The 24,598-nt window shown below is 66.8% G+C and carries 19 protein-coding genes and 2 pseudogenes; 12 read left to right on the top strand and 9 right to left on the bottom strand.

Annotated features, from left to right (window positions below; translation table 11 throughout):
* Window positions 1–42 precede the first annotated feature (42 nt).
* From A0O31_RS01780 to A0O31_RS01765, 4 genes and pseudogenes are all read left to right on the top strand, one after another.
* Window positions 43–2,512, top strand: a pseudogene (locus A0O31_RS01780) (CBS domain-containing protein).
* Complete coding sequence (locus A0O31_RS01775) at window positions 2,490–3,095, top strand: zinc metalloprotease (RefSeq protein WP_071676416.1); 606 nt, start codon at window positions 2,490–2,492, stop codon at window positions 3,093–3,095. Before A0O31_RS01780 ends, A0O31_RS01775 begins: the two are co-directional and overlap by 23 nt.
* Window positions 3,092–3,750 (top strand): annotated as a pseudogene (locus tag A0O31_RS01770) (site-2 protease family protein). Before A0O31_RS01775 ends, A0O31_RS01770 begins: the two are co-directional and overlap by 4 nt.
* Window positions 3,751–3,759: 9 nt before the next feature.
* Window positions 3,760–3,978 carry a hypothetical protein gene (locus A0O31_RS01765; protein WP_071676415.1) on the top strand — a complete coding sequence of 73 codons (219 nt, stop codon included), beginning with the start codon at window positions 3,760–3,762 and terminating at the stop codon, window positions 3,976–3,978.
* Here the strand turns inward: A0O31_RS01765 and nfo are convergent.
* The 4 genes from nfo to ileS all read right to left on the bottom strand — a co-directional run bounded on the left by nfo (window position 3,922) and on the right by ileS (window position 9,588).
* Window positions 3,922–4,773 (bottom strand): endonuclease IV, encoded by an 852-nt coding sequence (gene nfo / locus A0O31_RS01760; protein ID WP_071676414.1) that lies wholly within the window; start codon window positions 4,771–4,773, stop codon window positions 3,922–3,924. The two genes, A0O31_RS01765 and nfo, sit on opposite strands and share 57 nt — an antisense overlap.
* Window positions 4,770–5,261, bottom strand: a complete 492-nt coding sequence (locus tag A0O31_RS01755) for a septal ring lytic transglycosylase RlpA family protein (RefSeq protein ID WP_071676413.1) — start codon at window positions 5,259–5,261, stop codon at window positions 4,770–4,772. Before A0O31_RS01755 ends, nfo begins: the two co-directional genes overlap by 4 nt.
* On the bottom strand, window positions 5,262–6,299 hold the full coding sequence (locus A0O31_RS01750; RefSeq protein WP_071676412.1) for a M24 family metallopeptidase: 1,038 nt from the start codon (window positions 6,297–6,299) through the stop codon (window positions 5,262–5,264). It abuts the gene before it with no gap.
* Window positions 6,300–6,456: 157 nt separating this feature from the next.
* Entirely contained in the window at window positions 6,457–9,588 is a 3,132-nt protein-coding gene (ileS, locus tag A0O31_RS01745; protein ID WP_071676411.1) for an isoleucine--tRNA ligase, read from the bottom strand.
* Window positions 9,589–9,994: 406 nt separating this feature from the next.
* Here ileS and fsa point away from each other — a divergent pair, with 406 nt between their 5' ends.
* From fsa to pdxT, 8 genes are all read left to right on the top strand, one after another.
* The gene (gene fsa / locus A0O31_RS01740) at window positions 9,995–10,666 is read left to right on the top strand and encodes a fructose-6-phosphate aldolase (RefSeq protein ID WP_071676410.1); all 672 of its coding nucleotides are present in this window, start codon (window positions 9,995–9,997) and stop codon (window positions 10,664–10,666) included.
* Window positions 10,663–11,943: a transcription termination factor Rho gene (rho, locus tag A0O31_RS01735; RefSeq protein WP_071676409.1), complete on the top strand. Its 1,281-nt coding sequence runs from the start codon at window positions 10,663–10,665 to the stop codon at window positions 11,941–11,943. The genes fsa and rho overlap by 4 nt, the downstream gene beginning before the upstream one ends.
* A 120-nt stretch (window positions 11,944–12,063) precedes the next feature.
* The gene (locus tag A0O31_RS01730) at window positions 12,064–13,248 is read left to right on the top strand and encodes a LysM peptidoglycan-binding domain-containing M23 family metallopeptidase (protein WP_071676408.1); all 1,185 of its coding nucleotides are present in this window, start codon (window positions 12,064–12,066) and stop codon (window positions 13,246–13,248) included.
* A gap of 96 nt (window positions 13,249–13,344) precedes the next feature.
* A complete protein-coding gene (gene pdxS / locus A0O31_RS01725) occupies window positions 13,345–14,226 on the top strand; it encodes a pyridoxal 5'-phosphate synthase lyase subunit PdxS (protein WP_071677891.1) in 882 nt (293 codons plus the stop codon).
* 1 nt (window position 14,227) lies between these two features.
* On the top strand, window positions 14,228–14,590 hold the full coding sequence (locus A0O31_RS01720; protein WP_038069716.1) for an ArsR/SmtB family transcription factor: 363 nt from the start codon (window positions 14,228–14,230) through the stop codon (window positions 14,588–14,590).
* Window positions 14,591–14,621: 31 nt separating this feature from the next.
* Complete coding sequence (locus tag A0O31_RS01715) at window positions 14,622–16,676, top strand: heavy metal translocating P-type ATPase (RefSeq protein WP_071676407.1); 2,055 nt, start codon at window positions 14,622–14,624, stop codon at window positions 16,674–16,676.
* Window positions 16,677–16,683: 7 nt separating this feature from the next.
* Window positions 16,684–17,922: a Na+/H+ antiporter NhaA gene (gene nhaA / locus A0O31_RS01710; protein ID WP_038032361.1), complete on the top strand. Its 1,239-nt coding sequence runs from the start codon at window positions 16,684–16,686 to the stop codon at window positions 17,920–17,922.
* 7 nt (window positions 17,923–17,929) lie between these two features.
* A complete protein-coding gene (gene pdxT / locus A0O31_RS01705; protein ID WP_071676406.1) occupies window positions 17,930–18,505 on the top strand; it encodes a pyridoxal 5'-phosphate synthase glutaminase subunit PdxT in 576 nt (191 codons plus the stop codon).
* Here the strand turns inward: pdxT and asnS are convergent.
* Genes asnS through hisS form a run of 5 tightly spaced genes read right to left on the bottom strand, consistent with a single transcriptional unit; the run spans window position 18,502 to window position 24,555 of the window.
* Window positions 18,502–19,818 (bottom strand): asparagine--tRNA ligase, encoded by a 1,317-nt coding sequence (asnS, locus tag A0O31_RS01700; protein WP_071676405.1) that lies wholly within the window; start codon window positions 19,816–19,818, stop codon window positions 18,502–18,504. The two genes, pdxT and asnS, sit on opposite strands and share 4 nt — an antisense overlap.
* Window positions 19,819–19,830: 12 nt before the next feature.
* Window positions 19,831–20,643 carry an HAD family hydrolase gene (locus A0O31_RS01695; RefSeq protein ID WP_071676404.1) on the bottom strand — a complete coding sequence of 271 codons (813 nt, stop codon included), beginning with the start codon at window positions 20,641–20,643 and terminating at the stop codon, window positions 19,831–19,833.
* Window positions 20,643–21,536 (bottom strand): PhzF family phenazine biosynthesis protein, encoded by an 894-nt coding sequence (locus tag A0O31_RS01690; protein WP_071676403.1) that lies wholly within the window; start codon window positions 21,534–21,536, stop codon window positions 20,643–20,645. Before A0O31_RS01690 ends, A0O31_RS01695 begins: the two co-directional genes overlap by 1 nt.
* Window positions 21,529–23,274, bottom strand: a complete 1,746-nt coding sequence (gene aspS, locus A0O31_RS01685; RefSeq protein ID WP_071676402.1) for an aspartate--tRNA ligase — start codon at window positions 23,272–23,274, stop codon at window positions 21,529–21,531. The genes A0O31_RS01690 and aspS overlap by 8 nt, the downstream gene beginning before the upstream one ends.
* Before the next feature lie 24 nt (window positions 23,275–23,298).
* A complete protein-coding gene (gene hisS, locus A0O31_RS01680) occupies window positions 23,299–24,555 on the bottom strand; it encodes a histidine--tRNA ligase (RefSeq protein ID WP_071676401.1) in 1,257 nt (418 codons plus the stop codon).
* Window positions 24,556–24,598 lie beyond the last annotated feature (43 nt).

Raw genomic sequence — 24,598 nt, 5'->3', positions numbered from 1 at the left:
AGTCTACCAAGGCCCATTCCCATCGTCAAGTAATCTGAAGGCGTGCGGGTGGTGGTGGCCCACGAGAACCTGGACTTTGACGCCTTGGGCTCCATGGTCCTGGCAGGGAAGCTTTTCCCGGGGAGCCTCCTCGCCCTGGTGGGGGGCCTCGAGGGGCCCCTGAAGGACCTCGCCCCCCTTTTGGAGGACCGGCTGGACCTGGTGCCCGCGAGCGAGATCCCCTTGGACAAGGTGTCCGAGGTGGTCCTGGTGGACAACGCCCGCCCCGAGCGCATCGGTCCCTTTAAGGCCCTGGTGGGAAAGGTACCCTTCCTCGTCTTTGACCACCACCCCAAGGCCCCGGGGGACGTGCCCGCCGTGGGGGGGAGGGTGGCGGCGGTGGGGGCCACGGTGAGCCTGCTCCTGCCCCTCCTAGTGGAACGGGGGCTTGGCCTCGCCCCCTTGGAGGCCACCTTGGCCTACGCGGGGGTGTGGGAGGACACCGGGGGGTTTAGCTTCCCCTCCACCACCGCCCAGGATTTGGAGGCGGGCCGGCTTCTCCTGGAGATGGGGGCGGAGGCCTGGCGGGTGCGGGAGTGGGTCAGGCCCCACCTTTCCGACGAGGCCCGGAGCGTTTTGAGGGCGCTCCTGAGGAGCGCCCGGGTGGTGGAGCGGGAGGGCTTCCGCCTTCTCCTCGCCGAGGCCAAGGAGGAAGGGTACGTGCCTGCCCTTGCCCCGCTAGCCCACACCCTCTTGGACCTCCACGAGGCGGACGGGGTGCTCTTGGTGCTCCGGCTGGGGAAGGAAACCCTCCTCATCGCCCGGAGCAAGGCCCGGCTGGACGTGGCCCGTTGGCTTGGGGAGGTGGGGGGCGGGGGGCATCCTAGGGCGGCCTTCGCCCGGGTGCGGGGGTGAAGGGGGCGGTGGGGCGCCTCCTCCAGAGCCTTTCCCGCCACCTGGAGCCCGAGCCCACCCTGGGCGAGGCCATGACGGCGCCCGTGGAAACCCTGGCCCCCACCTCGGTGCGGGAGGCCCTCCGCATTCTGGAGGAAAGGGGCTACGGGGCCATGCCGGTGGTGGTGCCCGAGGGGGAAGGGGTGAGGGTCTTGGGCCTGGCCCGACGGCGGGACCTGAAGAAGGCGGAGCGGCTTGGCCTGGGGGACCACCCCGTGGAAGGGTTTTTGGCCCGGGCGGTGGTCCTCCCCCGAGGACGCCCCTTTCGCAGGTGGAGCCTTACCTGAAGGAAGGGGGAGGGCGGGTGTTGGTGGGCGAACGGATGGGGGAAGGGTGGCGGCTTCTTGGCATCTTCACCCGCACGGACCTCTACCGGAGGCGGCCCTCTGGGGAAAAGCCCCTGGGGGAGAGGATTCTGGAGGCCCTTCCCGAGGGGGCGCGGCGGGTCCTCGAGGCTTTGCGGGAGGCCTTTCCCCAAGGGGTCTACCTGGTGGGCGGGGCGGTGCGGGATGCCCTTCTGCTGCGCTCGGGGCCGGATATAGACCTGGTCCTGGAGCCGGGGGTCCGGGTGGAGGCGGTGGCCCGCTTCTTGGTGGAGCGGTTTGGGGGTAGCTTCTCCCTCCACTACGCCTTTGGCACCGGGCGGGTGCGGCTTCCCTTTGGCCTCGTGGTGGACCTGGCGGAAAGCCGGGAGGAGGTCTACCCCTTCCCCGGGGCGCTTCCCAAGGTGCGCCCGGCCCCCATCGCCAAGGACCTGGAGAGGCGGGACTATACCGTGAACGCCATGGCCCTCTCCTTGGCCACCCGGGAGCTTTTGGACCCCTACGGGGGGCTGAAGGACCTCGAGGCCCGCCTCCTCCGCCCCCTCCACCCCCTTTCCTTCGTGGAGGACCCAAGCCGCATCGTCCGCGGGGCGCGCCTTGCGGCCCGGCTTTCCTTCCGCTTTGCCGAGGAGGCCCTAAAGGCCCTTCCCCCGGCCCTTCTCCCCGAGGTCTTGAAGACCGCGAGCCAAAGCCGCCTGAGGGACGAGCTTCTCCTAACCTTGGAGGAGGACACCTTTTACCAGGCCCTGGCCCTCTTGGAGGAGCTAGGCGCCCTCAGGCCCCTCTACGGCCTAACCCTTCCGCCCAAGGAGCCCTTCGCCCGGCTCGGGCTTCCTGAGGGGCCCCACCCCGAGCGCCTCCTGGTGGAGGCAAGGCTCGTGGTCCTCCTCTTCTTTCAGGAAGACCCCTTGGCCCGGGCCCAGGCCCTCTGGCTTTCCCGGAGGCTGCGGGAGGGGCTTGCGCTCCTCCTGCGGGTTCGGCGGGGGGAGAAGGTGGAGCGGGAAGCCTTGGCCAACGAGCCCTTGCGGAGCGCCTTCCTCGCCCTTTTTCCCGAGCGGGAAGCGTGGCTTTTGGAAAGGCCCAGGACCCTTCGGGGCCGGGACCTTTTGGAGCTTGGCCTAAAGCCGGGGCCTAAGGTGGGGGAGATCCTGCGCCGGGTGGCGGAGGCCCGGGCCCGGGGCGAGGTGAAGACCTTTGAGGAGGAGCTGGCCCTGGCCCGTAGACTGATAGGGGATGGGACTCTTTCCGCTCCTTAACGATCCGCCCGTTTTCGTTTTGGCCTTCCTCCTGGGGGCCTTGGGCCTCATGCTCCACAACCTGGCCCAGGCCTGGCTCGCCGACCGCTACGGGGAGGTGGCGCCTAGGCGCTATGGCTTCCTCTCCCTGGACCCCAGGGTCCACCTGGAGCCCCTGGGGCTCGTCCTGCTCGTCCTCCTGGGCTTTGGCTGGCCCCGCTTCGTGCCCACAGGGCTTCCCGGGCGGAAGGGCGCCTTGGTGGCCCTCATGGGGCCTTTGGGCTTCTTTGGGGCCGCTTTCCTTTATGGGCTGCTTGCCCGCTTCCTCCCTTACCCCTTTGGCGAGGGGTTGTTGGTGGCCCAGGACCTCATGCTCCTCCACGCCACCATCTACCTCTTCCCCGTGCCCCCCTTGGACGGGGCCAAGGCGCTTTACGCCGTGGGCGGGCGGGAGGCCCAAAGGTTTTTGGACCAGCTGGCGGGCTATGGCCCCATCGGGTTCATCCTCATCTTCTTGGTCCTCTCCTACACCGGGGTGACGGGGGCGGCGGTCCAGGGGCTTAGCGGGCTCCTTGGGGCCCTGTACCGTCTATTGGGCCTATGATCGCCCTTATCCAACAAGACCCCTTGGCCTTCCTGCTGGCCTTCGCCGCCTTGCTCTTTAGCCTTTCCCTCCACGAGTGGGGGCACGCCTACGCCGCCTTCCGCTTTGGGGACGGTACCGCCAAGCGGCTTGGCCGCCTCACCCTGAACCCCCTAAAGCACCTGGACCCCTTGGGCACGGCGCTCCTCCTCCTGGTGGGCTTTGGCTGGGCAAAACCGGTGCCCGTCAACCCCTTGGCCTTCCGCACCTACCGGCTGGGCCTTTTCGCCGTTTCGGTGGCGGGGATTGTCCTGAACCTCCTCCTCGCCGTTCTCTTCGCCCTGCTCGTGCGGGGGCTTTTCGCCTTTGACCCCTGGGCCGTGGCCCTGGCCTTCCGGGGGGAAGGGGGGGCCTGGTGGGGGTCTTGGCGCTGGCCTTTTTCTACGCCAGCTCCGTCAACCTGGTCCTGGCGGTTTTTAACCTGCTTCCCATCCCTCCCCTGGATGGCTCCAAAATCCTGCAAAGCCTCCTGCCCCTTTCCTGGCATCCCCTCCTTTGGCGGCTGGAGGGGTACGCCTGGCTTTCCTTTCTCCTCCTCCTCACCGTGCTCCGGGGGCCGGTGCAGGAGGTGCTGCGCTTTGCCCGCAGGGTGTTTTTCGGCTTTTTCTTTGGCTAGACTTTTCCCATGCGGACCCTAAGCCTGGTCCTGGCGGTTTTGGCCCTGCTCCTCCTCCTGCCTGCTCTTTTTCCCCTCATGGGCTGGCTCAACTGGATGGTCCTCCCCTTGGCCCTCCTGGGGGCGGGGCTTGGGGTGCTCTCGGGGGAGGACAGGGCGTTCAAGCTCGGGCTATTGGTGATGGCGGTTTCCGCCCTGCGCCTCCTCTTGGGCGGGGGCCTCCTCTAGCCAGGCGCGGAGGACCTTTAGGTTCCAGGCGTCCTCCTCGAGGCCCCTTGGGGTTTCCAGCACGAAAAGGCGGCCTTCTAGCCGGGGGTCCAGGAGGACCCCTTTGAGCCCCTCGCCGATTTCCCCCTGGAGGAGGTGGGCGTGGTGGTCTATGCGGCTTCCCAGACCCCCCACCGAGTCGTTCAGGTGGACCACGGGCACCCGCTCCAGGCCCACCGCCTGGTCCAGGGCGGTGAGGACCCCTGCGGGGTCCTCCTTCACGCCGTACCCGGCGGCGAAGGCGTGGCAGGTGTCCAGGCAGACGCCCATGGGGGTATCGGCGACGAGCCAGGCGAGCTCTTCAAAGCGCGCCCCCACCTTTTCCCCACCCCCAGCGGTGTTCTCCAGGAGGAGGGTGGGGCGGTCCTTGACCCCGGCCAGGCGGAGGGCCCTAAGCGCCCCTTCCTTCACCCGCTTGGGGTCCCCGGAGCCGGGGTGGACCACCACGTACTCAATTCCCAGGAGGCGGGCCTTTTCCAGGTCGTCCGCCAGGCTCATCACGCTCTTCTCCCATAGCTCCCCCTCGGCCCCCAGGTTCACGAGGTAAGAGGCGTGGATCACGGCGGGGAGGTCCGCCATCTCCTTGAGGGCCCGGAAGGCCTCCACCTCGCTTGGGGAGAGGGTGCGGGTCTTCCAGCTCCTCGGGCTTTTGGCGAAGATCTGGAAGCAGGAAAGGCCCAAGGCCATGGCCTCCTCCACCGCCCCCGCCGCCCCCTTTTTCCCGGCGATGGAGAGGTGGAAGCCGTAGCGCCTCACGGGAGCACCTCCAGCCTCACCCGGGTGGCGGAGAGGGCCCCGATGGCCTTGGCGGCGGCGTAGGAGAGGTCTATGATGTACCGGCCCCCAAAGGGTCCCCGGTCGTTGATGCGCACCACCACGCTCCGCCCGTTTTTGAGGTTGGTCACCCGCACCCGGGTGCCGAAGGGGAGGCTCGGGTGGGCGGCGGTGAGGGCGTGCATATCGTAGATTTCGCCGCTGGCCGTACGCTTGCCGTGGAAGCCGGGGCCGTACCAGACGGCGAGGCCCTCTTGGTAGGGGCGGCCGGCGGGGGGGTTTTCCTTTGGGCTTATCCGTAGCACCTCTCCGGGCCGGATGAGGTCCGAGGTGAGGCCGTTTAGGCGCTTAAGCTCCGCCACGCTCAGGCCGTGGACCTTGGCGATGCGGAAGAGGGTGTCCCCCCGTTTCACGGTGTAGGTCTGGGCCAGGGCGGGGAGGAGGAGGAAGCAGAGGAAGAGGAAGCGCATTCACACCTCCTGCCAGCCTCGAGGAAAGCGGGAGAGGAGCTCAAAGCCGTCCTCCGTGATGAGGACGAGCTCTTCTATCCGCACCCCACCCAGCCCCGGGAGGTAGACCCCGGGCTCCACCGTGACCACCATGCCAGGTTCCAGAACGTCCTCGGTGTATGGGGAGAGGCTAGGCCCTTCGTGCACGGCAAGCCCCACCCCGTGGCCCAGGGAGTGGACGAAGTAGCGGTCTAGGCCATACCGCCCGAGCTCCTCCCGGGCGAGGGCGTCCACCTCCTTGCCGGTGCGGCCGGGCCTTAGGGCCTCCAGGGCCCTTTCCAGGGCAGCGAGCACCGCCTGGAAAGCGGTTTTGAGCTCGCCCTCCACCTGGCCCAGGGCGAAGGTGCGGGTCATGTCCGAGTGGTACCCCGCCACCTTGGCCCCGAGGTCCAGGGTGACGAGCTCCCCCGCCCTTAGGGGCTTTTCCGAGGCCCCGGCGTGGGGAAGGGCCCCCCGTACCCCCGAGGCCACGATGGGGGGGAAGGCCACGCCCTCCGCTCCCCGCCTTCTCAGGAAAAACTCCAGCTCAAAGGCCACCTCTCGCTCCGCCGTCCCTGGCTTTAAGAGGGAGAGGGCGTGGGCCAAGGCCTCTTCCGCCAAGGCCTGGGCCTTGCGGATGGCCGCCACCTCCTCGGGGGTTTTCTTAAGGCGGAGGCGCTCCACCACCCCCTTGGTGGGCACCCACTCCGCCGGGGAGAGCTCCCTCAGGCGTTCCAGGGCGGCGTAGGGAAGGTGTTCCGCCTCAAAGCCCACCCGGCCCCTTAGGCCCTGGAAAAGCCCCTCCTTTTCCTCCCGCCGGAGGACCTTGGCGGGGATGCGGCTTTCCCGTTCGGCCTCGGGGTAGCGGGGGTCGGTGAGGAGGAAGGCCCCTTCGTGGCTGAGGAGGACCTGGGCGTCTTCCGGGTGGGGGAAGCCCGAGAGGTAGCGGACGTTCTCCGGGCGGGTGATGTAGAGGGCGTCAAGCCCTAGGGGCTCTAGGAGGTTCCTTAGGTCCTGCACGGGGGTACTATACCACCTTCCCCTAGCCGCACGCCCCCGTAACGGGCGGCCACGGGGGCCACCGGGCAGGAAAGGGCGAGGGCGCCCCCCGGCCCCAAGGCCCAGGACGCCCTCCCTTTCGCGCAGGAGCCCTTTGCGGGCGGGTTTGCCCCTGGCCTCAGCCTAGCCGCTCCAGGCTAAAGCGCGCCCTGCCCTCCTCGTCCGCCACCTCCGTGGTGTACCCGGGGAAAAGCCCCTCGCCGAAGGCCCGGGCCAGGACCTCCTCGGCGATCCAGGCCCCGTGGCGCTCTAAAGCCTCCCGGTAGGGGCCTTCCGCCTCGTAGCCCACGCGGATGCGGTCGGAGACCTTTAGGCCCATCTCCTTGCGGGCCTGCTGCAGGTGGCGGATGAGGTCGCGGGCGAGGCCTTCCAGGCGAAGCGCCTCCGTGACCTCCACCTTGAGCGCCGCCACGTACCCCTCCTTCTCCAAGGCCTCGTACCCCTCGGGGGCCTTCGCCTCCAGGAGGACCTCCTCGGGCAGGAGGGTGAGGGTTTCCCCCGCCACCTCCAGGGGGATGGGCTCGCCCCTTAAGGCCAGGGCCGCCACCCGCTCCCCTTCCCGCTCCAGGGCCTCCCGGATCTGGGGGACGAGCCTGCCGTACTTGGGGCCTAGGGCCTTGAGGTTCGGGAGGACGCGGTAGGTGAGGACCTCCTCCCCCGGCTCCAGCACCCGCACCTCCTTGACGTTGAGCTCCTCGGCGATTTCCTCGGCAAAGTGCTTAAGGCCCTCCCGCTCCACGGGGGTGGGGGCGGTGGCGAGGAGGAGGGGAAGGGGTGTCCGGGTCTTCACCCCGCTTCTCGCCCGGGCTGCCCGGGCGAGCTCCACCACCCGGATGACCGCCCGCATCTTGGCCACCAGCTCCCGGTCCCAAAGGGCCTCCTCCACCGGCGGCCAGTCCGTGAGGTGGACGCTCTCCTCCGCCTTAGGGTCCACGCTTCGGGCCAGGTTCTGCCAGAGGACCTCGGCGAGGTAGGGGGTGAAGGGGGCGGAGAGCTTGGCCACGGTGAGGAGGGCCTCGTAGAGGGTGGCGTAGGCCGCTTCCCGGTCCAGGGCGTCCTCGTTTTTCCAGAAGCGGCGCCGGTTCCGGCGCACGTACCACTGGGAGAGGTCTTCCACCACGAAGTCCCGGATGGCCCGGCTAGAGGTGGTGGGGTCGTAGGCCTCGAGGGCCTCCGTCACCCGGTGCTTGAGCTCCTGGAGCCGGGCCAAGAGCCAGCGGTCCATCTCGGGACGGGCCGCAGGCGGGGGTGGGTTCCTGAGGTCCGGGCGGTCCAGGTTGGCGTAGGTGACGAAGAAGCTATACACGTTCCAAAGGGTGAGGAAGTAGTCCCTGACCGTTTCCCGCACCAGGTTGGGGCCGAAGCGCCGATCGGCCTCGGGCGGGGCGGAAACGTAGATGTACCACCTAAGGGCATCGGCCCCGAACTCCCTCAGAATGTCCCAGGGGTCCACCACGTTCCCCTTGGACTTGGACATCTTCTGCCCTTTCTCGTCCAGGATGAGGCCGTGGCAGATGACGTTCCTGAAGGCGATGGAGCCGAAGAGCATGACCCCTAGTTGGTGGAGGGAGTTGAACCAGCCCCGGGTCTGGTCAATGCCCTCGGAGATGAAGTCGGCGGGGAAGCTTTCCCTAAACTCCTCCTGGCGCTCAAAGGGGTAGTGCAAGGAGGCGAAGGGCATGGCCCCGGAGTCGTACCAAACGTCAATCACGTAGGGAACCCGCCGCATGGTCCCCCCGCAGGCGCACCGAAGTTCCACCCGGTCCACGTGGGGCCGGTGGGGGTCAAAGGGCTCGGGGAGGGGGGCCGTGGCCCTCTCCTTGAGCTCCTGGAAGCTCCCGATGGCCTCCTCCTTGCCGCAGGTCTGGCAGACCCAGATGGGCAGGGGCGTGCCCCAGTAGCGGTTGCGGCTTAGGGCCCAGTCCACCAGGTTCCTGAGCCACTCCCCGTACCGCCCCTCCTTGATGTGGGGGGGCACCCAGTGGATCTCCTGGTTTTTCTTGAGGAGCTCCTCCTTGAAAAGGGTGTTGCGGATGAACCAGGTTTCCGTGGCGTAGTACATGAGGGGGGTGGAGCAGCGCCAGCAGTGGGGGTAGTTGTGCAGGTAGGGCTCCTCCCTAAAGAGAAGGCCCCGCCCCCTTAGGTCCTTGAGGATGGCCCGGTTGGCCTCGCGGAAGAAGAGGCCTTGGAAAGGCTCCACAAGGAGCTTCCCCTCCTCGTCCACGGTCTTGAGGAGGGGGAGGCCGTAGGCCCTGGCCGTTTCCAGGTCCTCGGCGCCGAAGGCGGGGGCTTGGTGGACGATGCCCGTGCCGTCCTCCCGGCTCACGTACTCCGCCAAGACCACGAAGTAGCCCTTGTCCACCCCTTGGGGATAAGGGGGGGTGTAGGCCAGGCCCTCCAGCTCCTTGCCCAGGAAGGTTTTGCGGATGGGGGTTTCCTCCCCGAGGAGCTTCCGGCCCAGGCCTTCTTCCAAAATCAGGACCTCTTCCCCCAGCTGGAAAGCGGCGTAGGTGAACTGGGGGTGGACCGCCGCCGCCACGTTCCCGGGCAGGGTCCAGGGCGTGGTGGTCCAGACGAGGAGGCTTCCTTGGGAAAGCCCAAGCCGGGAGGGCTCCTTGAGGGGCAGGCGCACGTAGACCGAGGGGTCTTGGATCTCCTTGTAGCCCAGGGCCACCTCGTGGGAGGAAAGGGGGGTGCCGCAGCGGGGGCAGTAGGGCACCACCTTGTGGTCCCGGTAGAGGAGGCCCCGGTCAAAGAGGTTCTTCAGGCTCCACCAGATGCTCTCAATGTAGGTGGGCTGGAGGGTGGCGTAGGCGTCCTTCAGGTCCACCCAGTAGGCGATGCGCTCGGTGAAGGCCTCCCACTCCTTCTCGTAGGTGAAGACGGATTCCCGGCAGGCCTGGTTGAAGCGTTCTATGCCGTAGGCCTCAATCTCCCGCTTGCTCTTGAGGCCCAGCTTCTTCTCCACCTCCAGCTCCACGGGAAGCCCGTGGGTATCCCAGCCCGCCCGGCGGGGCACGTAGTAGCCCCGCATGGTCTTGTACCGGGGGAAGAGGTCCTTGTAGCTCCGGGCCTGGGCGTGGCCCACGTGGGGCATGCCGTTGGCGGTGGGGGGGCCTTCGTACACGGTGTAGCGGGGCCCTCCTTTGCGTTTCTCCACGCTCTTTTCAAAAATCTTTTCCCGCTTCCAGAAGGCCAAAACCTCCTCTTCCAGCGCCGGAAAGTTGGGTTCGCCCACTTCCTTGAACATGCCCACCTCCTAAAAAGACGCCCGCGCCCTAAGGCGCGGACGAAAGCGCTAAGGCTTCCGCGGTACCACCGCGCTTCCTGAGGAAATCCTCAGGCCCTCGTTTGGGCGCTGTCACGGGCGCCACCCGGCGGGCATTACTCGGGACGTGCCCTTTCCTCCCGCGGCTCCGGGGCGATCTTCCCGCCTTCCCGCACCACCGGGCTCCCACCGTCCCCGGCTCGCTTGGGGCTATTGGGAAGGGGTACTCTCCCCATCCTCGCCTTTACAACCTGTGCCCCCTGGGGTAAAATCCCCCGTTGGCGGCTAAGGCCATGCTAGCAGCCTTTCCCCTCCCTTGACAACGCCCCGAAGAGGTCTGCTAGACTCAGGCTAAGCCGGTTCCTTTCCCGCACACAAGGAGTGCGCCATGGAGCTTTACCTAGACACCGCCAATCTGGAGGAGATACGGGAGATTGCCGCCTGGGGGGTCCTCTCGGGGGTCACCACCAATCCCACCTTGGTGGCCAAGGAGTTCGCCCAACGGGGGGAGCGCCTGAGCGAGGAGGGCTTGGTCCAGCACCTTCGCGCCGTGGCCGAGGCGGCAGGAGGCCCGGTTTCCGCCGAGGTAACGGCCCTGGAGGCGGAGGCCATGGTGGCGGAGGGTAGGCGCCTGGCCGCCATCCATCCCAACATCGTGGTCAAGCTTCCCACCACCGAGGAGGGCCTTAAGGCCTGCAAGCGGCTTGCTGCTGAGGGTGTTCCGGTGAACATGACCCTCATCTTCTCCGCCAACCAGGCCCTTCTGGCGGCGCGGGCTGGGGCAACCTACGTGAGCCCTTTCCTGGGCCGGGTGGACGACATTTCCTGGGACGGGGGGGAGCTCTTGCGGGAGATCGTGGAGATGATCCAGGTGCAGGACCTGCCCGTAAAGGTCATCGCCGCCTCCATCCGCCATCCCCGGCACGTGACGGAAGCCGCCCTTCTCGGGGCGGACATCGCCACCATGCCCCACGCCGTGTTCAAGCAGCTTCTCAAGCACCCCCTCACGGAGATCGGCCTCAAGCGCTTTATGGAGGACTGGGAGAAGGTTAAACCATGAGGAGAAAAGCGGAAACCCCCGATACCCCCCTTACCTACCAGGAGCTTTCCAGCAAGATCCTGCCGGAACTCCACCTCCTGGCCCAGGAGGCGGGGATTGAGAACTACAAGCGCATGAAGAAGGACCAGCTCATCATGGCCCTCTTGGAGCGGCAAACCCAGGGGGAGGGCCTGCAGCTGGTTAAGGGCTACCTGGAGATTAGCCCCGATGGCTACGGCTTCCTGACGGAAAACCTCTACAACCTCGAGTCCCGGGTGGCCATCGTTTCCGCCGGGCTCATCCGTCAGTACGCCCTAAGGAGCGGGGACTACATCGTGGGCCGGGTGCGCCCGCCCCGGGAGAACGAGCGCTACGGCACCCTCCTCAAGGTGGAGGCGGTGAACGACCTGGACCCCGAGGCCGCCAAAAACCGCCCCCGCTTTGACGAGCTCATCCCCCAGTTCCCCGACCGGCAGATCAAGCTGGAGACCACCCCGGACGAGCTTTCCACCCGGGTCATTGACCTCCTCGCCCCCATCGGCCGGGGGCAGCGGGGCCTCATCGTGGCCCCCCCCAAGGCGGGGAAGACCACCCTCCTCAAGAAGATCGCCAACGCCGTTCTCAAGAACGAGCCCGACATCAAGGTTATCGTCCTCCTCATTGACGAGCGCCCGGAGGAGGTCACGGACTTCCGGGAAAGCGTCCAGGGGGCGGAGGTCATCGCCAGCACCTTTGACGAGCCCCCCCAGAACCACATCCGCGTGGCGGAGTTCGTCCACGAGCGGGCCAAGCGCATCGTGGAGGAAGGGGGACACGTGATGATCCTCCTGGACTCCATCACCCGCCTGGCCCGGGCCAACAACCTGGTGACCCCGCCCACGGGGCGGACGCTTTCCGGGGGCTTGGACTCCGCCGCCCTTTACTTCCCCAAGCGCTTCCTGGGAGCGGCGCGGAACATCCGGGGCGGGGGAAGCCTGACCATTCTGGCCACCGCTTTGGTGGAGACGGGAAGCCGCATGGACGACGTGATCTTTGAGGAGTTCAAGGGCACGGGCAACATGGAGCTCCACCTTTCCCGCCGCCTCGAGGAGCGCCGCATCTTCCCGGCCATCGACATCCTGAAGTCCGGGACCCGTCGGGAGGAGCTCCTCTTGGGCGAGGAGGTGGTGCACAAGATGTGGCTTCTCAGGAAGGTCCTGGCGGATATGGACCCGGCGGAGGCCATGGAGATGCTCCTTGCCCGCCTGGGGCGCACCAAGAACAACAAGGAGTTTCTGGCGTCCTTGGCCGCCCGTTAGGCGGGATTTTCCCTTGGGGGGCGGAAAGCCCGCCCCCCAAGGCCTTTTGCCCCTTGCCTTTTCCCCGCTTGGTCCTGGTATAATCCCCGCGAGGTTTTGGTGGGGTTTGGGAGGTGAGCATTGCGGGGAGTATGGGGAAGTTTATGGCTCTTGGTTTCCTCTTTGGCCTTCGCCAAGCTGCCTGCTCTTAGCCCCCTTCCTCTTCCCGCGAACACGGTGGAGGTGGGCCAGGCGGTCAAAAAGGGATGGGTGGTCTATGAGGTGAAGCCCGGGGATACCCTGGCGGGGATTGCCGCTCGTTACGGGGTGGATCCCCGGCACATCATGTGGTCCAGCAACCTGCAAGGCGATCGCTTGCAGGTGGGGCAAAGGCTTCTTATCCCCTTGGTGGCCGTGGAGGACCGTTCCCCCCGGGTACCCCCGGGGGTGGAGGTGTACCGCGTGCGCCCGGGGGATACCCTGCAGGGAGTGGCGAGCCGTTATGGTGTAAGCGTTCTGGAACTGGTTTCCGCCAACCCTTCCTTAGAGAGCTTGGACCGGCTGGTGGCGGGGAGCGTCCTGTACATTCCAAGAAAGGCTAAGGGCTTGGTGGTATCCCTGCCCGAGGGGCAGACCCTGGTGGACCTGGCGGCTCGTTTCGGCCTCTCCCCAGTGGCGGTGGCCCGGGCCAACGGGGTGAAGGATCCCTTGGACTTGAAGCCAGGGGACCTGGTCCTCCTCCCCGGTATCCAGGCCAAGACCACCTATGAGCGGCTTCTCGCCAAGCAGGAGGAGGAGCGAAGGGCCCGCCTCGAGGCGGAGCGCCGGCGCCAGGAGGAGCTTAGGCGCCTGGCGGAGGAGAGGAGGAGGCAGCAGGCCTTGGCCCAGCAACGTGCCCGGGAGACCCAGACCCAGCGGCCCCAGGTGCGCCGGGTGAGTTACCAGGAAGGGGCCATGCGCTGGCCTCTTTCGGGTTTTCGCATCACCACCTATTTCGGCCAACGGGGAGTCTTTCAGCGCTTCCACACGGGGATTGACCTAGCTGCAGCGTACGGCACCCCCATCGTGGCGGCCAAGGCGGGGCAGGTGGAGGTGGCGGGTTGGAGCTCCGTGGGCTATGGCTTCCATGTGGTGTTGGACCACGGGGGCGGGGTGGAAACCCTTTACGCCCACATGTCGCGCATCGCTGTGCGGGCCGGCCAGTGGGTGGAGGCCGGGCAGGTGATCGGCTACGTGGGCTCCACCGGCTGGTCCACCGGGCCCCACCTGCACTTTGAGGTGAGGGTGGGTGGGGTGGCCCGCAATCCTCTGGCGTATTTGCCCTAAGGGGTTATTTCCCCGCCCAGAAGCCCTTGGGCTTCTGGGGTTTGTGTTCCCTTGGGCTTGACCCGGTGGGCGGTAAGCTGGAGGATGGAGGACGGGATGGAGAAGGGAACCTTTCAGATCAAGACGGGCTTCGCCGAGATGTTCAAGGGTGGGGTGATCATGGATGTGACCACCCCCGAGCAGGCGGTGATCGCCGAGGAGGCGGGGGCAGTGGCGGTGATGGCCCTGGAGAGGGTCCCCGCCGACATCCGGGCCCAGGGTGGGGTGGCCCGCATGTCCGACCCCAAGGTCATCAAGGAGATCATGGCCGCGGTTTCCATTCCCGTGATGGCCAAGGTGCGGATCGGCCACTTCGTGGAGGCCATGATCCTCGAGGCCCTGGGGGTGGACTTCATCGACGAGTCCGAGGTCCTCACCCCTGCGGATGAGGAGCACCACATCGACAAGTGGAAGTTCAAGGTGCCCTTCGTGAACGGGGCCCGGGACCTGGGGGAGGCCTTAAGGCGCATCGCTGAGGGAGCGGCCATGATCCGCACCAAGGGGGAGGCGGGCACGGGCAACGTGGTGGAGGCGGTCCGCCACGCCCGCACCATGTGGAAGCAGATCCGCTACGTCCAGTCCCTCCGGGAGGACGAACTCGTGGCCTACGCCAAGGAGATCGGGGCCCCCTTGGAGCTGGTGAGGTGGGTCCACCACCACGGCCGGCTCCCCGTGGTGAACTTCGCCGCCGGGGGCATCGCTACCCCAGCGGACGCGGCCCTCATGATGCACCTGGGCATGGACGGGGTTTTCGTAGGTAGCGGCATCTTCAAGTCCGGGGACCCCAAGAAGCGGGCCCGGGCCATCGTGCGGGCGGTGACCCACTACAACGATCCTGAGGTGCTGGCCGAGGTTTCCGAGGACCTGGGCGAGCCCATGGTGGGCATTAACCTGGATCAACTGAGGGAAGAGGAGCGCCTGGCCAAACGGGGCTGGTGAGATGGTGTCGCGGGCGGTCTGCGGGGTTTACGAGATCCACCCTGAGCGGGTGGAGAAGGCGCGCGCGGCCTTGCCCGAGGAGGCGGTGCTGGGGGAAGCCGCCCTCCTCCTTAAGGCCCTGGCCGATCCCACCCGGATGCGGCTTCTTTTGGCCTTGAAGGCGGCGGAAGAGCTTTGTGTGTGCGATTTGGCCCTTCTTGCCGGGGTTTCCGTTTCTGCGGTGAGCCATCAGCTCAGGCTTCTGCGCCAGGCAAGGCTGGTGGCCTTCCGGAGAGAGGGAAAGCAGGTCTACTACCGCTTGGCGGACGAGCACGTGGAACGGCTTCTTGAGGGGGCTTTGGAGCACGCGGAAGAGAACACTTGACTAGCTACTCAAATGATGCTACCCTGGGAACATGGATGCTCACAGGGTTCGCGTGTTCCGGGTGGAGGGTTTGGACTGCGCCGACTGCGCCTTAAAGGTGGAGAAAGCCCTTTCCGGGGTGCCTGGAGTGGTGCAGGCCCAGGTCAGCTTTGCCAGCGGTAAGGCGTATCTGCACCTCGAGGTTCCCGGGGCGGAGAAGGAGGCGGAAAGGGTGGTTTCCGCCCTGGGCTACCGTTTGAAGCCTGAAGGGGACACGACCAGGGGTGTTTTGGGACCCTGGCGCTGGGCCTTGGCTTCCGGAGGGCTTCTCCTGGCGGCCTTTTTGGCTTCGCTCTTCCTCCCCGGCCTAGCCCCTTGGGGCTATCGGCTGGCGGCCTTGGTGGGGGTTTTCCCCCTGGCTCGTCGTGCGGTGGCTGCGTTCCGGCAAAACCCCTTCAGCATGCAAACCCTGGTTACGCTGGCTACCCTGGGAGCCTTGCTCATCGGGGCGGAGGCCGAGGCGGCGGTGGTGGTCTTCCTCTTCCTCGTGGGGGAGGTGCTGGAGGCTTATAGCGTGGCCCAGGCCCGCAGGTCCCTTTACGCCCTTTCCGAGCTTCTTCCCAGGCGGGCCTACCGCCTGAAGGAGGGTGGGGTGGAGGAGGTACCCCTTAAGGCCTTGAGGGTGGGGGACCTGGTGAGGGTGCCCCCGGGGGAGCGGGTACCGGCCGACGGGGTGGTGGTGTCTGGACAGGCTTCCTTGGAGGAGGCCGCCTTCACCGGGGAGCCCTTGCCTAGGCCCAAGGGGATAGGGGACCGGGTTTACGGGGGCAGTCTGGTGCAGGAGGGGAGCTTGGTGGTAAAGGTGGAGCGCCTTCCCGAGGAGGGCTTCCTGGCGGAGATGGAACGCCTGGCGGAGGGGGCCTTGCTTAAGAAGAGCCAGGCGGAGCGGGTGGTGGATGCCTTTAGCCGCCGCTACACCCCGGCGGTCCTGGCCCTGGCAGGCTTCGTGGCCCTGGTCCTTCCCCTTTTCCAGGGGGATTTCCTGGGGCATGTCTACAAGGCCTTGGCCCTTCTCCTCATCGCCTGTCCCTGCGCTCTGGTGGTGTCGGTGCCTGCGGCCATCGCCGCAGGGGTGGCCCGGGGAGCCAGGGCGGGGGTGCTCTTTAAGAGCGGGGCGGCCCTGGAGCGCTTGGCTGGGGTTCGCTACGTGGCTTTGGACAAGACGGGAACCCTGACCCTGGGAAAGCCCACGCTGGTGCGGGTGGTTACCTTTGGGGTTTCGGCGGAGGAGGCCTTGGCCCTGGCGAAGGGGGTGGCGGAGGGTTCCTCCCACCCCTTAGCCCGGGCGGTGCGGGAGGCTTTGGGCCCCAAGGCCTTGCCCTCGGAGGAGCATCGGGCGGTGCCGGGCCTCGGGGCCTTCGCTCGGGTGGAGGGGAAGGAGGTGGGTTTGGTGCGGCCCGAGGCCTGGGACCTGCCCCCGGAAGTAGAGGCCCAGGTGAAGGCCTTGGCGGAGGAAGGCTTCAGCCTTTCCCTCTTGGTTAGGGAGGGGGTTCCCTTGGCCCTCTTGGCCTTCCAGGATACCCCCCGCCTCGAGGCCCGGGAAGCCTTGGCCGAACTGCGCCGACTGGGCCTTAAGCCCCTCCTGCTTACCGGCGACCGGGAGACCTCTGCTTTGGCTTTGGGCACGGCCATAGGGCTTTTTCCTGAGGAAATCCGGGCTGGCCTTTCTCCCGTGGACAAGCTCCGCCTGGTGGAGGAGATGGAAGGTAGGGGTGGCGTGGCCATGGTGGGGGATGGGGTGAACGACGCCCCAGCCCTGGCCAAGGCCACGGTAGGGCTTGCCGTGGCCGAGGGCACGGAAGCGGCCCTGCAGAGTGCAGACGTGGGGCTTCTGAGCCTTGCCGCCTTGCCCCGGGCCTTCCGGCTAAGCCGCCTGACCCTGGGCGTGGTCCGCCAGAACGTGGCCTTGGCGGTGGGGCTCAAGGGGCTTGTCCTCCTCACCACCCTCATGGGTTACACGGGGCTTTGGACCGCAGTGCTGGCGGACAATGGAGCACTCGTGTTGGTGACGGCCAACAGTCTGCGTCTTTTGTGGCGCCGGGTATAGTAATCCCATGCCCGTGCGCAGGTATCCCAGGCTACTAGAGCAGTTTCTTGAAAGTGAGGCCAAAGGAGGGCTGGTCCTCTTCTTGGCGGCTCTTCTGGCATTTATACTGGCCAACACTCCGGCGGCCACGGTCTATTTTGGGCTACGAGAAGTTCTGGTGGGTGTTCGTTTTGGCGAGTTTTCATTGGAAAAGCCGCTGCTTCTTTGGGTCAACGACCTCCTCATGGCGTTTTTCTTCCTACTGGTGGGACTGGAGCTTAAGCGTGAACTTGTTTCTGGCGAGCTTAAGAATCCCAGGAGGGCTGGGCTAGCCTTGGCAGGGGCGGTAGGGGGGATGATCCTGCCGGCCTTTTTGTACCTGGCAATCAATCCCAGTCTGCCCGAGGCTCGTGGCTGGGGAGTACCCATGGCCACGGACATCGCCTTTGCCTTGGGGGTTTTGGCTCTGGTACCTCGGGTGCCTCTGGGACTTAAGCTCTTTCTCACTGCCTTAGCCATAGTAGATGACCTGGGGGCGGTTTTGGTGATTGCCCTCTTCTACACCGGGGGCTTAGAATCCCTTCCCTTGATCCTGGCGGTCCTGATCCTGGGTTTTGCTCTTCTGCTCAATCGCCTAGGGGTGTGGCATCTTTGGCCCTACATGCTTCTGGGGTTACTTCTGTGGTATTTTGTCCTCCAGTCAGGTCTTCATGCTACCTTGGCCGGGGTGCTTTTGGCTTTGGCTGTCCCTCTGCGGCGGGCTAGGGCTTTCCAGGGGGCTACCTCTGCCCAGGACCCCGAGGAGCTGGAGGGGGAGTTGGAAGGCCTCGAGGAGCAGGTGGAGGAAGCGCAAAGCCCCTTGCACCGTCTGGAACACACCCTTCACCCTTGGGTAGCCTTTGGGGTGTTGCCGGTTTTTGCATTTTTTAATGCTGGGGTTGCCTTGCAGGGGCTGGGGTTTGGTTCCGTGGCCTGGGGGATAAGCTTGGGTCTTCTCTTGGGGAAACCTTTGGGAATCTTCTTTGCTTCCTGGCTAGCGTTGCGGTTGGGTTTGGGCGCCTTGCCCGAAGGGGTGAACCTAAAGTCCATTGTGGGTGTGGGCTTTTTGGCAGGCATTGGCTTTACCATGGCCCTTTTCATTGCTGGCTTGGCCTTTGAAGGGGGGATGCTGGACCAAGCCAAGGTGGGGGTACTCTCCGCTTCTCTAGTGGCCGGGTTAGTGGGTGTTCTTTTGGTGCGAGCTTCCCTTGACAGGTCCGAAGCCTAGGTCCAGGATGAGGGGCGTGGTCGGCGTCCTAGCCCTGCAAGGGGATTTCCGCGAGCACAAGGAGGCGCTTAAGCGCCTGGGGATAGAGGCAAAGGAGGTGCGGAAGAAGGAGCACCTGGAGGGGCTCAAGGCTCTCATCGTGCCTGGCGGGGAGTCCACCACCATCGGCAAGCTGGCCCGGGAATACGGAATCGAGGACGAGGTGCGCAAGCGGGTGGAAGAGGGTTCCCTGGCCCTCTTCGGCACCTGCGCCGGGGCCATCTGGTTGGCCAAGGAGATCGTGGGCTACCCCGAGCAACCCCGTTTGGGGGTGTTGGAGGCATGGGTGGAACGCAACGCCTTTGGCAGGCAGGTGGAAAGCTTTGAGGAGGACCTCGAGGTCCGGGGTTTGGGTCCCTTCCACGGGGTTTTCATTAGAGCCCCAGCCTTCCGCAAATTGGGGGAAGGAGTGGAGGTGCTGGCGGAGCTGAATGGTCTTCCCGTCCTGGTACGCCAGGGCAAGATCCTCGCCAGCGCCTTCCACCCCGAGCTCACCCAGGACCCCAGGCTTCACCGCTACTTCCTGGAGCTGGCAGGCCTCTAGGGCCGCATCCGGGTGTACATCCTGGGGAAGGGGATGGCCTCCCGCACGTGGTTAAGGCCACAGATCCAGGCCACGGTGCGCTCGAGGCCCAATCCGAAACCCGAGTGGGGCACGCTGCCAAAGCGCCTCAGGTCCAGATACCAGTCGTAGACCTCCTCCGGGAGGCCGAACTCCTGGATTTTCCTGCGTAGAAGTTCCAGGTCGTGGATTCTCTGGCTACCCCCGATGATCTCCCCGTAGCCCTCGGGGGCCAGGAGGTCGTTGTTTAGGACCAGCTCCGGGTCCTCGGGGTCGGGTTCCATGTAAAAGGCCTTGATCCGGGCAGGGTAGCGCTCGATGAAGACCGGCCGGTCAAACTGGCGGCTGAGGGCGGCCTCATGGGGGGCGCCGAAGTCCTCCCCGTAGGGCAGGGGCGGCACCTCGGGGTCCTTCTCCGCAAGCTGGTTCACCAGGGCCACCGCCTCCTTATAGGTGAGGCGGGGGTAGTTTCCTTGGGCGGCGGGCTCGAGGGCCTTGGGGTTGCGACCGAGCATCTCCAGCTCCCGGGCGCGCCGGTCCAGCACCCGGGCCACCAGGTAGCTCACCAGCTCCTCCTGGAGGGCCATGTTCTCCTCGTGGGTCATGAAGGCCACCTCGGGCTCCACCATCCAGAATTCCAGAAGGTGGCGCCTGGTCTTGGAGCGCTCGGCGCGGAAGGTGGGGCCGAAGGTGTAGACCTTGGCGTAGGCCAGGGCCCCGGCCTCGGCGTAAAGCTGGCCCGACTGGGAGAGGTAGGCCTTTTCCCCGTCAAAGAGCTCCACCTCAAAGAGCTCCGTGGTCCCCTCCACGGCGCTTGGGGTGAGGATGGGGGCGTCAAAGCGCAGGAAACCCCGTTCGCCAAAGAAGTCGTGGATGGCCCGCTCCAGCTCGTCCCGGATGCGCATCACGGCGAAGGGACGGCGGTGGCGGAGCCAAAGGTGGCGGTGGTCCATGAGGAAGTCAATGCCGTGCTCCTTGGGGCCGATGGGGTACTCCCCTTGGGGCAGGCTCACCACCTCCAGATGCCTCACCATGAGCTCGTACCCGCCTGGGGCCCTCGGATCCTCCCGCACCAGGCCCCAGGCCTTGAGGGCCGTTTCCTGGGGCAGGCGGTCCGCTTGGGTAAAGACGTCCTCGGGCACCTCCCCTTTCACCACCGTGGCCTGGAGGAAGCCGGTGCCATCCCGGAGGACGAGGAAGTGGATCTTGCCCTTGGAGCGCTTCTGGTAGAGCCAGCCCCTGAGCTCCACCTCTTGGTCCTTGTACTGGGCGATCTCGTCAATGAAGACCCGCATACGCCCTGGAGTTTACCCGAGGGCGGCCAGGGCTTCCGCCAGGCCGCAGGCGTCCACGGGGGCCACCACCCGCTTGGCCGCCCGCTTCACGCTTAAGGGGGCGTTCCCCATGGCGATGCCGAGGCCCACCGCCTGGAGGACCTCGAGGTCGTTCTCCCCATCCCCCACCATGGCGCAGGCCGTAAGGTCCAGCCCATAGGCCTCCGCCACCAACCGGGCCCCCGAGAGCTTGCCCACGCCCTTTCGGGTGAGGGAGACGAAGCGCACCCCGGGCATCTTGGGGCTTTCGGCCGTGTGGGCGGCGAGCTCCTCGGGCAGGGCGTCCAAGAGGGCCCCCAAAGGCGCCTCGGGTCCCGCCAGCACCTGGAGGCGCACCAAGGGGCTTTCTAGCCTCAGGAGGTCCGCCCCTTCCGCCTCCACCCCCAAAAGCCTTTGGTGGGCCAAGAGCAAGGGGCTATCCCCTTCCATGAAAAAGCCCCCGTCGGCGGTGTAGCCCTCCAAGGGGAGGGAAAGCCGGCGGGCGAGGCGCACCACCTCCTGGGCCGCCGCCACGGGCAACGCCGCCACGAAGAAGGGCTTCGCCTGGGGCTCGTGGGGGTCTTGGGAAAGGGAGAGGACCACCGCCCCCGACTCAAAGACGTGGAGGCCTTCGGGGTCCAGCCGCTGGGCCAGGCGGAGGGCTTCCCCCCTTCCTGGGCGGCCCGTGAGGAGGGAAAGGCGCAGGCCCCGGGCCTTGGCCGCCTCCACCGCCGGCCAGACGCAGGCAGGCACCCCCTCCTTCCCCACCAAGGTGCCGTCCACGTCCACGAAAACCAGGCGCACCATCAGAGCTCACCCGTGGCCACGATGGCCGCTTCTCCCCCAAGCCGCACGGAAAGGGGTACCCCTGTGGGGCTATACTCCACCTCCACCTCCACCATCCCCGGGTTGCCCAGGCGGTGGCCCTGGTAGATGGAAAGGTGTACCCTCCCTTCCCGCTTGGGCACCACCCCCGCCCGGGCCAAAAGCGCCCCCAAGGCGGCGTTGGCCGAGCCCGTCACCGGGTCCTCGGGGATGCCGAGGAGGGGAGCGAAGTCCCGGGCGTAGAAGCTCCTCGGTCCCATGGGGGCGTAGGCGTGGACCGTGGCCACCTCCAAGCGCCGGGAGACCTCGGCGAGGAGGGCCATGTCCGGCTCCAGGGCGTCCACCACCCCCGGGGCCACCAAGGGGACGAAAAGGCTCCAAAGCCCGGTGTAGGCCACCCCGTAGGGCAGGCCCCGGTGGAGGTAGCGCTCATCGGAGCCCAAGGCCTCTAGGACTTCCTTCAGGACCTGGAAGGGGGGCAGGTCCCGGAACCTCGGGGTAGGCCCCCGCACCCAGGCTTTCTTGGGCTCCCCCGCCTCGTAGGCGACCTCCACCGGGAGGGCTTCCGCCGGGGTGTGGAGGATAAGCCGCTCGCTGCCCTCGGGGGCGAGGCCCAGGCGCACCAGGGCCAGGCCCAAGGCCACGGCGGCGTGGCCGGAAAACTCCACCTCGCCCCCTGGGGTGAAAAAGCGCACGGCGAAGACGTTGCCTTGCCTTTCGGTGACGAAGGCGGTCTCGGGCTCGGAAAGCCTTTTGGCCACCTGGCGCATCTCCTCCCCGCTCATGCCCCGGGCGTCCAGAACGATGGCCACGCGGTTTCCCGCCCCCGGGGTGGGGGCGAAGGCGTCCACCAGAACGTAGGGAATCCTAGCCATGGCGGATCACCATAAGGCCGAGTTCCCGCAGTTGCTCCTCGGGCACGGGGCTCGGGGCCCCGGTCAAGGGGTCCTTGCCCTCCTTGTTCTTGGGGAAGGCGATGACCTCGCGGATGGAGGGGCTACCGGTCATGAGGGCGAGGAGGCGGTCCAAGCCCCAGGCGATGCCCCCGTGGGGCGGGGCGCCGTAGGTGAGGGCCTCGAGGAAAAACCCGAACTTCTCCTTCTGCTCCTCCTCGCCGATGCCCAGGAGGGCGAACATCTTGGCCTGTAGGGCAGGGTCGTGGATGCGGATGGACCCGCCCCCCACCTCCACCCCGTTCAGGACCAGGTCGTAGGCCAGGGCCCGGACCCGGCCCGGTTCCGTGTCCAAAAGGGGCAGGTCCTCGGGGTGGGGGCTCGTGAAGGGGTGGTGCATGTAGGTCCAAGCCCCCCGCTCCTCGTCCCACTCCAGAAGGGGGAAGTCCACCACCCAAAGGAACCGGAAGCCTTCCCGAGGCAGGGCCAGGAGGTCGGCCAGGGCGAGGCGCACCTGCCCCAGGGCCTCCGCCGCCACTTTCCTGCTTGCCGCCACGAAGAGGAGGGTGTCCCCGGGCCTGGCCCCCGTGGCCTGGAGGAGGGCTTCCCGCACGGGGTCCAGGAACTTGGCCACGCTTCCAGAGAAGCCTCCTTCCTCCACCCGGGCGAAGGCCAGCCCCCCCGCCCCGTGGCGCTTGGCCACCGCTTCCAGATCGGCCACCTCCTTCCGGGAAAGGGCCTTGGGGGCGGAAAGGGCCTTCACGCTTTCCGCCTGTCGGAAAAGCTGGAAGGGGCTATCCCGGAAGAGGTGCCCCACCTCCCTTAGCTCCAGCCCAAAGCGCAGGTCGGGCTTGTCCGAACCGTAGCGCTCCATGGCCTCCTGGTAGGTGAGGCGGGGGAAGGGGAGGGGGAGCTCCACGCCCAAGGCCTCGCGGAAGACGTGGGCCATTAGGCGCTCGTTTAGGGCGAGGACGTCCTCCACTTCCACGAAGCTCATCTCCAGGTCCAGCTGGGTGAAGTCGGGCTGGCGGTCGGCGCGCAGGTCCTCGTCCCGGAAGCAGCGGGCGATCTGGAAGTAGCGGTCCAACCCCGCCACCATGAGCATCTGCTTGAAAAGCTGGGGGGACTGGGGCAGGGCGTAGAAGAGGCCCGGTTGGTGGCGGTAGGGGACGAGGAAGTCCCGGGCCCCTTCCGGGGTGCTCTTGGTGAGGAAGGGGGTTTCCACCTGGACGAAGCCCTCCCGGTCCAGGAAGTCCCAGATGGCCTTGATGACCCGGTGGCGCAGGCGCAGGTTTTCCTGCATCCGCTTCCTGCGGAGGTCCAGGTAGCGGTACTTCAGGCGGAGCTCTTCGGAAGCCTCCTTGTCCTCTTCCCCCCGCCAGCCGGCGTCCACGGGAAAGGGCGGGGTTTTGGCCTCGGCCAGGACCTCCAAGGCCTCCAGTTCCACCTCCACACTCCCCGTGGGCAGGCGGGGGTTGGGCTCGGGGCGGAGGCGCACCCGGCCCTTGGCCCGCACCACCCACTCGGAACGCACCCGTTCGGCGATGGCGTAGGCGGGGCTATCCGGATGGGCCACCAGTTGCACCAGGCCTTCCCGGTCCCGGAGGTCCAAAAAGATGAGGCCCCCCAGGTCCCGGCGGCGGTTGACCCAGCCCTCCAGGACCACCTCCTCACCCGCATGCTCTTCCCTAAGGCTTCCGGCGTAGTGGGTGCGGCGCATAATCCCCCCAAGCTTACCAAGTCCTCACGCCAGGGCGGAAAGGAGGAAACCGAGGGCTTCCGCCTGGGGAAGCCGCACCTGTTCCCCGGTGGAAAGGCGCTTCAAGGTCACCTCCCCTGTCCTAAGCTCGTCCTCGCCCAAGAAGCCGGCGAAGGCGGCGTTCCGCTTCAGGGCCTCCTCCACCCCCTTGCCCGGCTTCTTGGCGCCCAGGGCGTACTCCACCCGGAGCCTGGGCCTTAAGCGCTCTGCCAGGTAGAAGGCCTCGGCCACCGCCTCCTCCGTGAGGGGGATGAGGTAAAGGTCGGGGCCCTTTCCCTCGGGGAGGCCAAAGCCCTCCGCCTCGAGGGCCAGGGCCACCCGCTCCACGCCGAAGGCGAAGCCCACCCCCGGCACCCTTGGCCCCCCCAAAAGCTCGGAAAGCCCATCGTACCGCCCCCCACCCCCCAGGGCCGACTGGGCCCCGATCTCCTCGTGGTGCACCTCAAAGGCGGTGCGCACGTAGTAGTCCAGGCCCCGCACCAGGGCGGGCTCCAGGGCGTAGGGCACGCCAAGCCGGTTCAAGTGGCCCTCCACCGCCTTCAGGTGGGCCAAGGCCCCTTCCCCCAGGAAGTCCAGCATGGGCCGCACCTTGAGCTCTCGCAAAAGGGCCTGGTCCTTCTCGTCCTTGGAGTCCAGGATGCGCATGGGGTTGAGGTCAAGCCGCTCCTTGGAGTCCTCGGAAAGCGCATCCCGGTAAGGGGCCAGGACCTCCCGCAGGTAGGCGTTGTACCGGGCCCGGTCCTCCGGGTCCCCCACGGAGGAAAGCTTCACGGAAAGGCGCCTTAGGCCCAGCTCCTTGAGGCTTTCGTAGAGGAGGACGATGGCCTCGGCGTCCAGGATGGGGCTTTCCGAGCCCAGGGCCTCGTAGTTCACCTGGTGGAACTGGCGGTAGCGCCCCTTCTGGGGCCTTTCCGCCCGGAACATGGGGCCCGCCATCCAAAGTCGGACGGGCTGGGGCCACACCTTCATCCCGTGCTCCAAGTAGGCCCGCACCATGGCGGCGGTACCCTCGGGGCGCAGGGTGAGGGAGCGCCCACCCCGGTCCTGGAAGGTGAACATCTCCTTGCGCACGATGTCCGTGGCGGCCCCCACCCCCTTTTCAAAGACCTGGGTTTCCTCAAAGACGGGGGTGATGAGCTCCATGGCCCCCGCCGCCTCGAGGACCCGCCGGGCGGTGGCCACGATGTGCTGGTGGAGCCGAAGCTCCTTGCCGAAAAGGTCCTTGGTGCCCCGGACGGCCATACCCTTCCACTTTACGCGGTAGGGACCTTGGGTGCTATCCTCT

The organism is Thermus brockianus (genome assembly GCF_001880325.1).
Lineage (GTDB): Bacteria > Deinococcota > Deinococci > Deinococcales > Thermaceae > Thermus > Thermus brockianus.
This window is presented reverse-complemented; position numbering and strand designations above follow the sequence as displayed.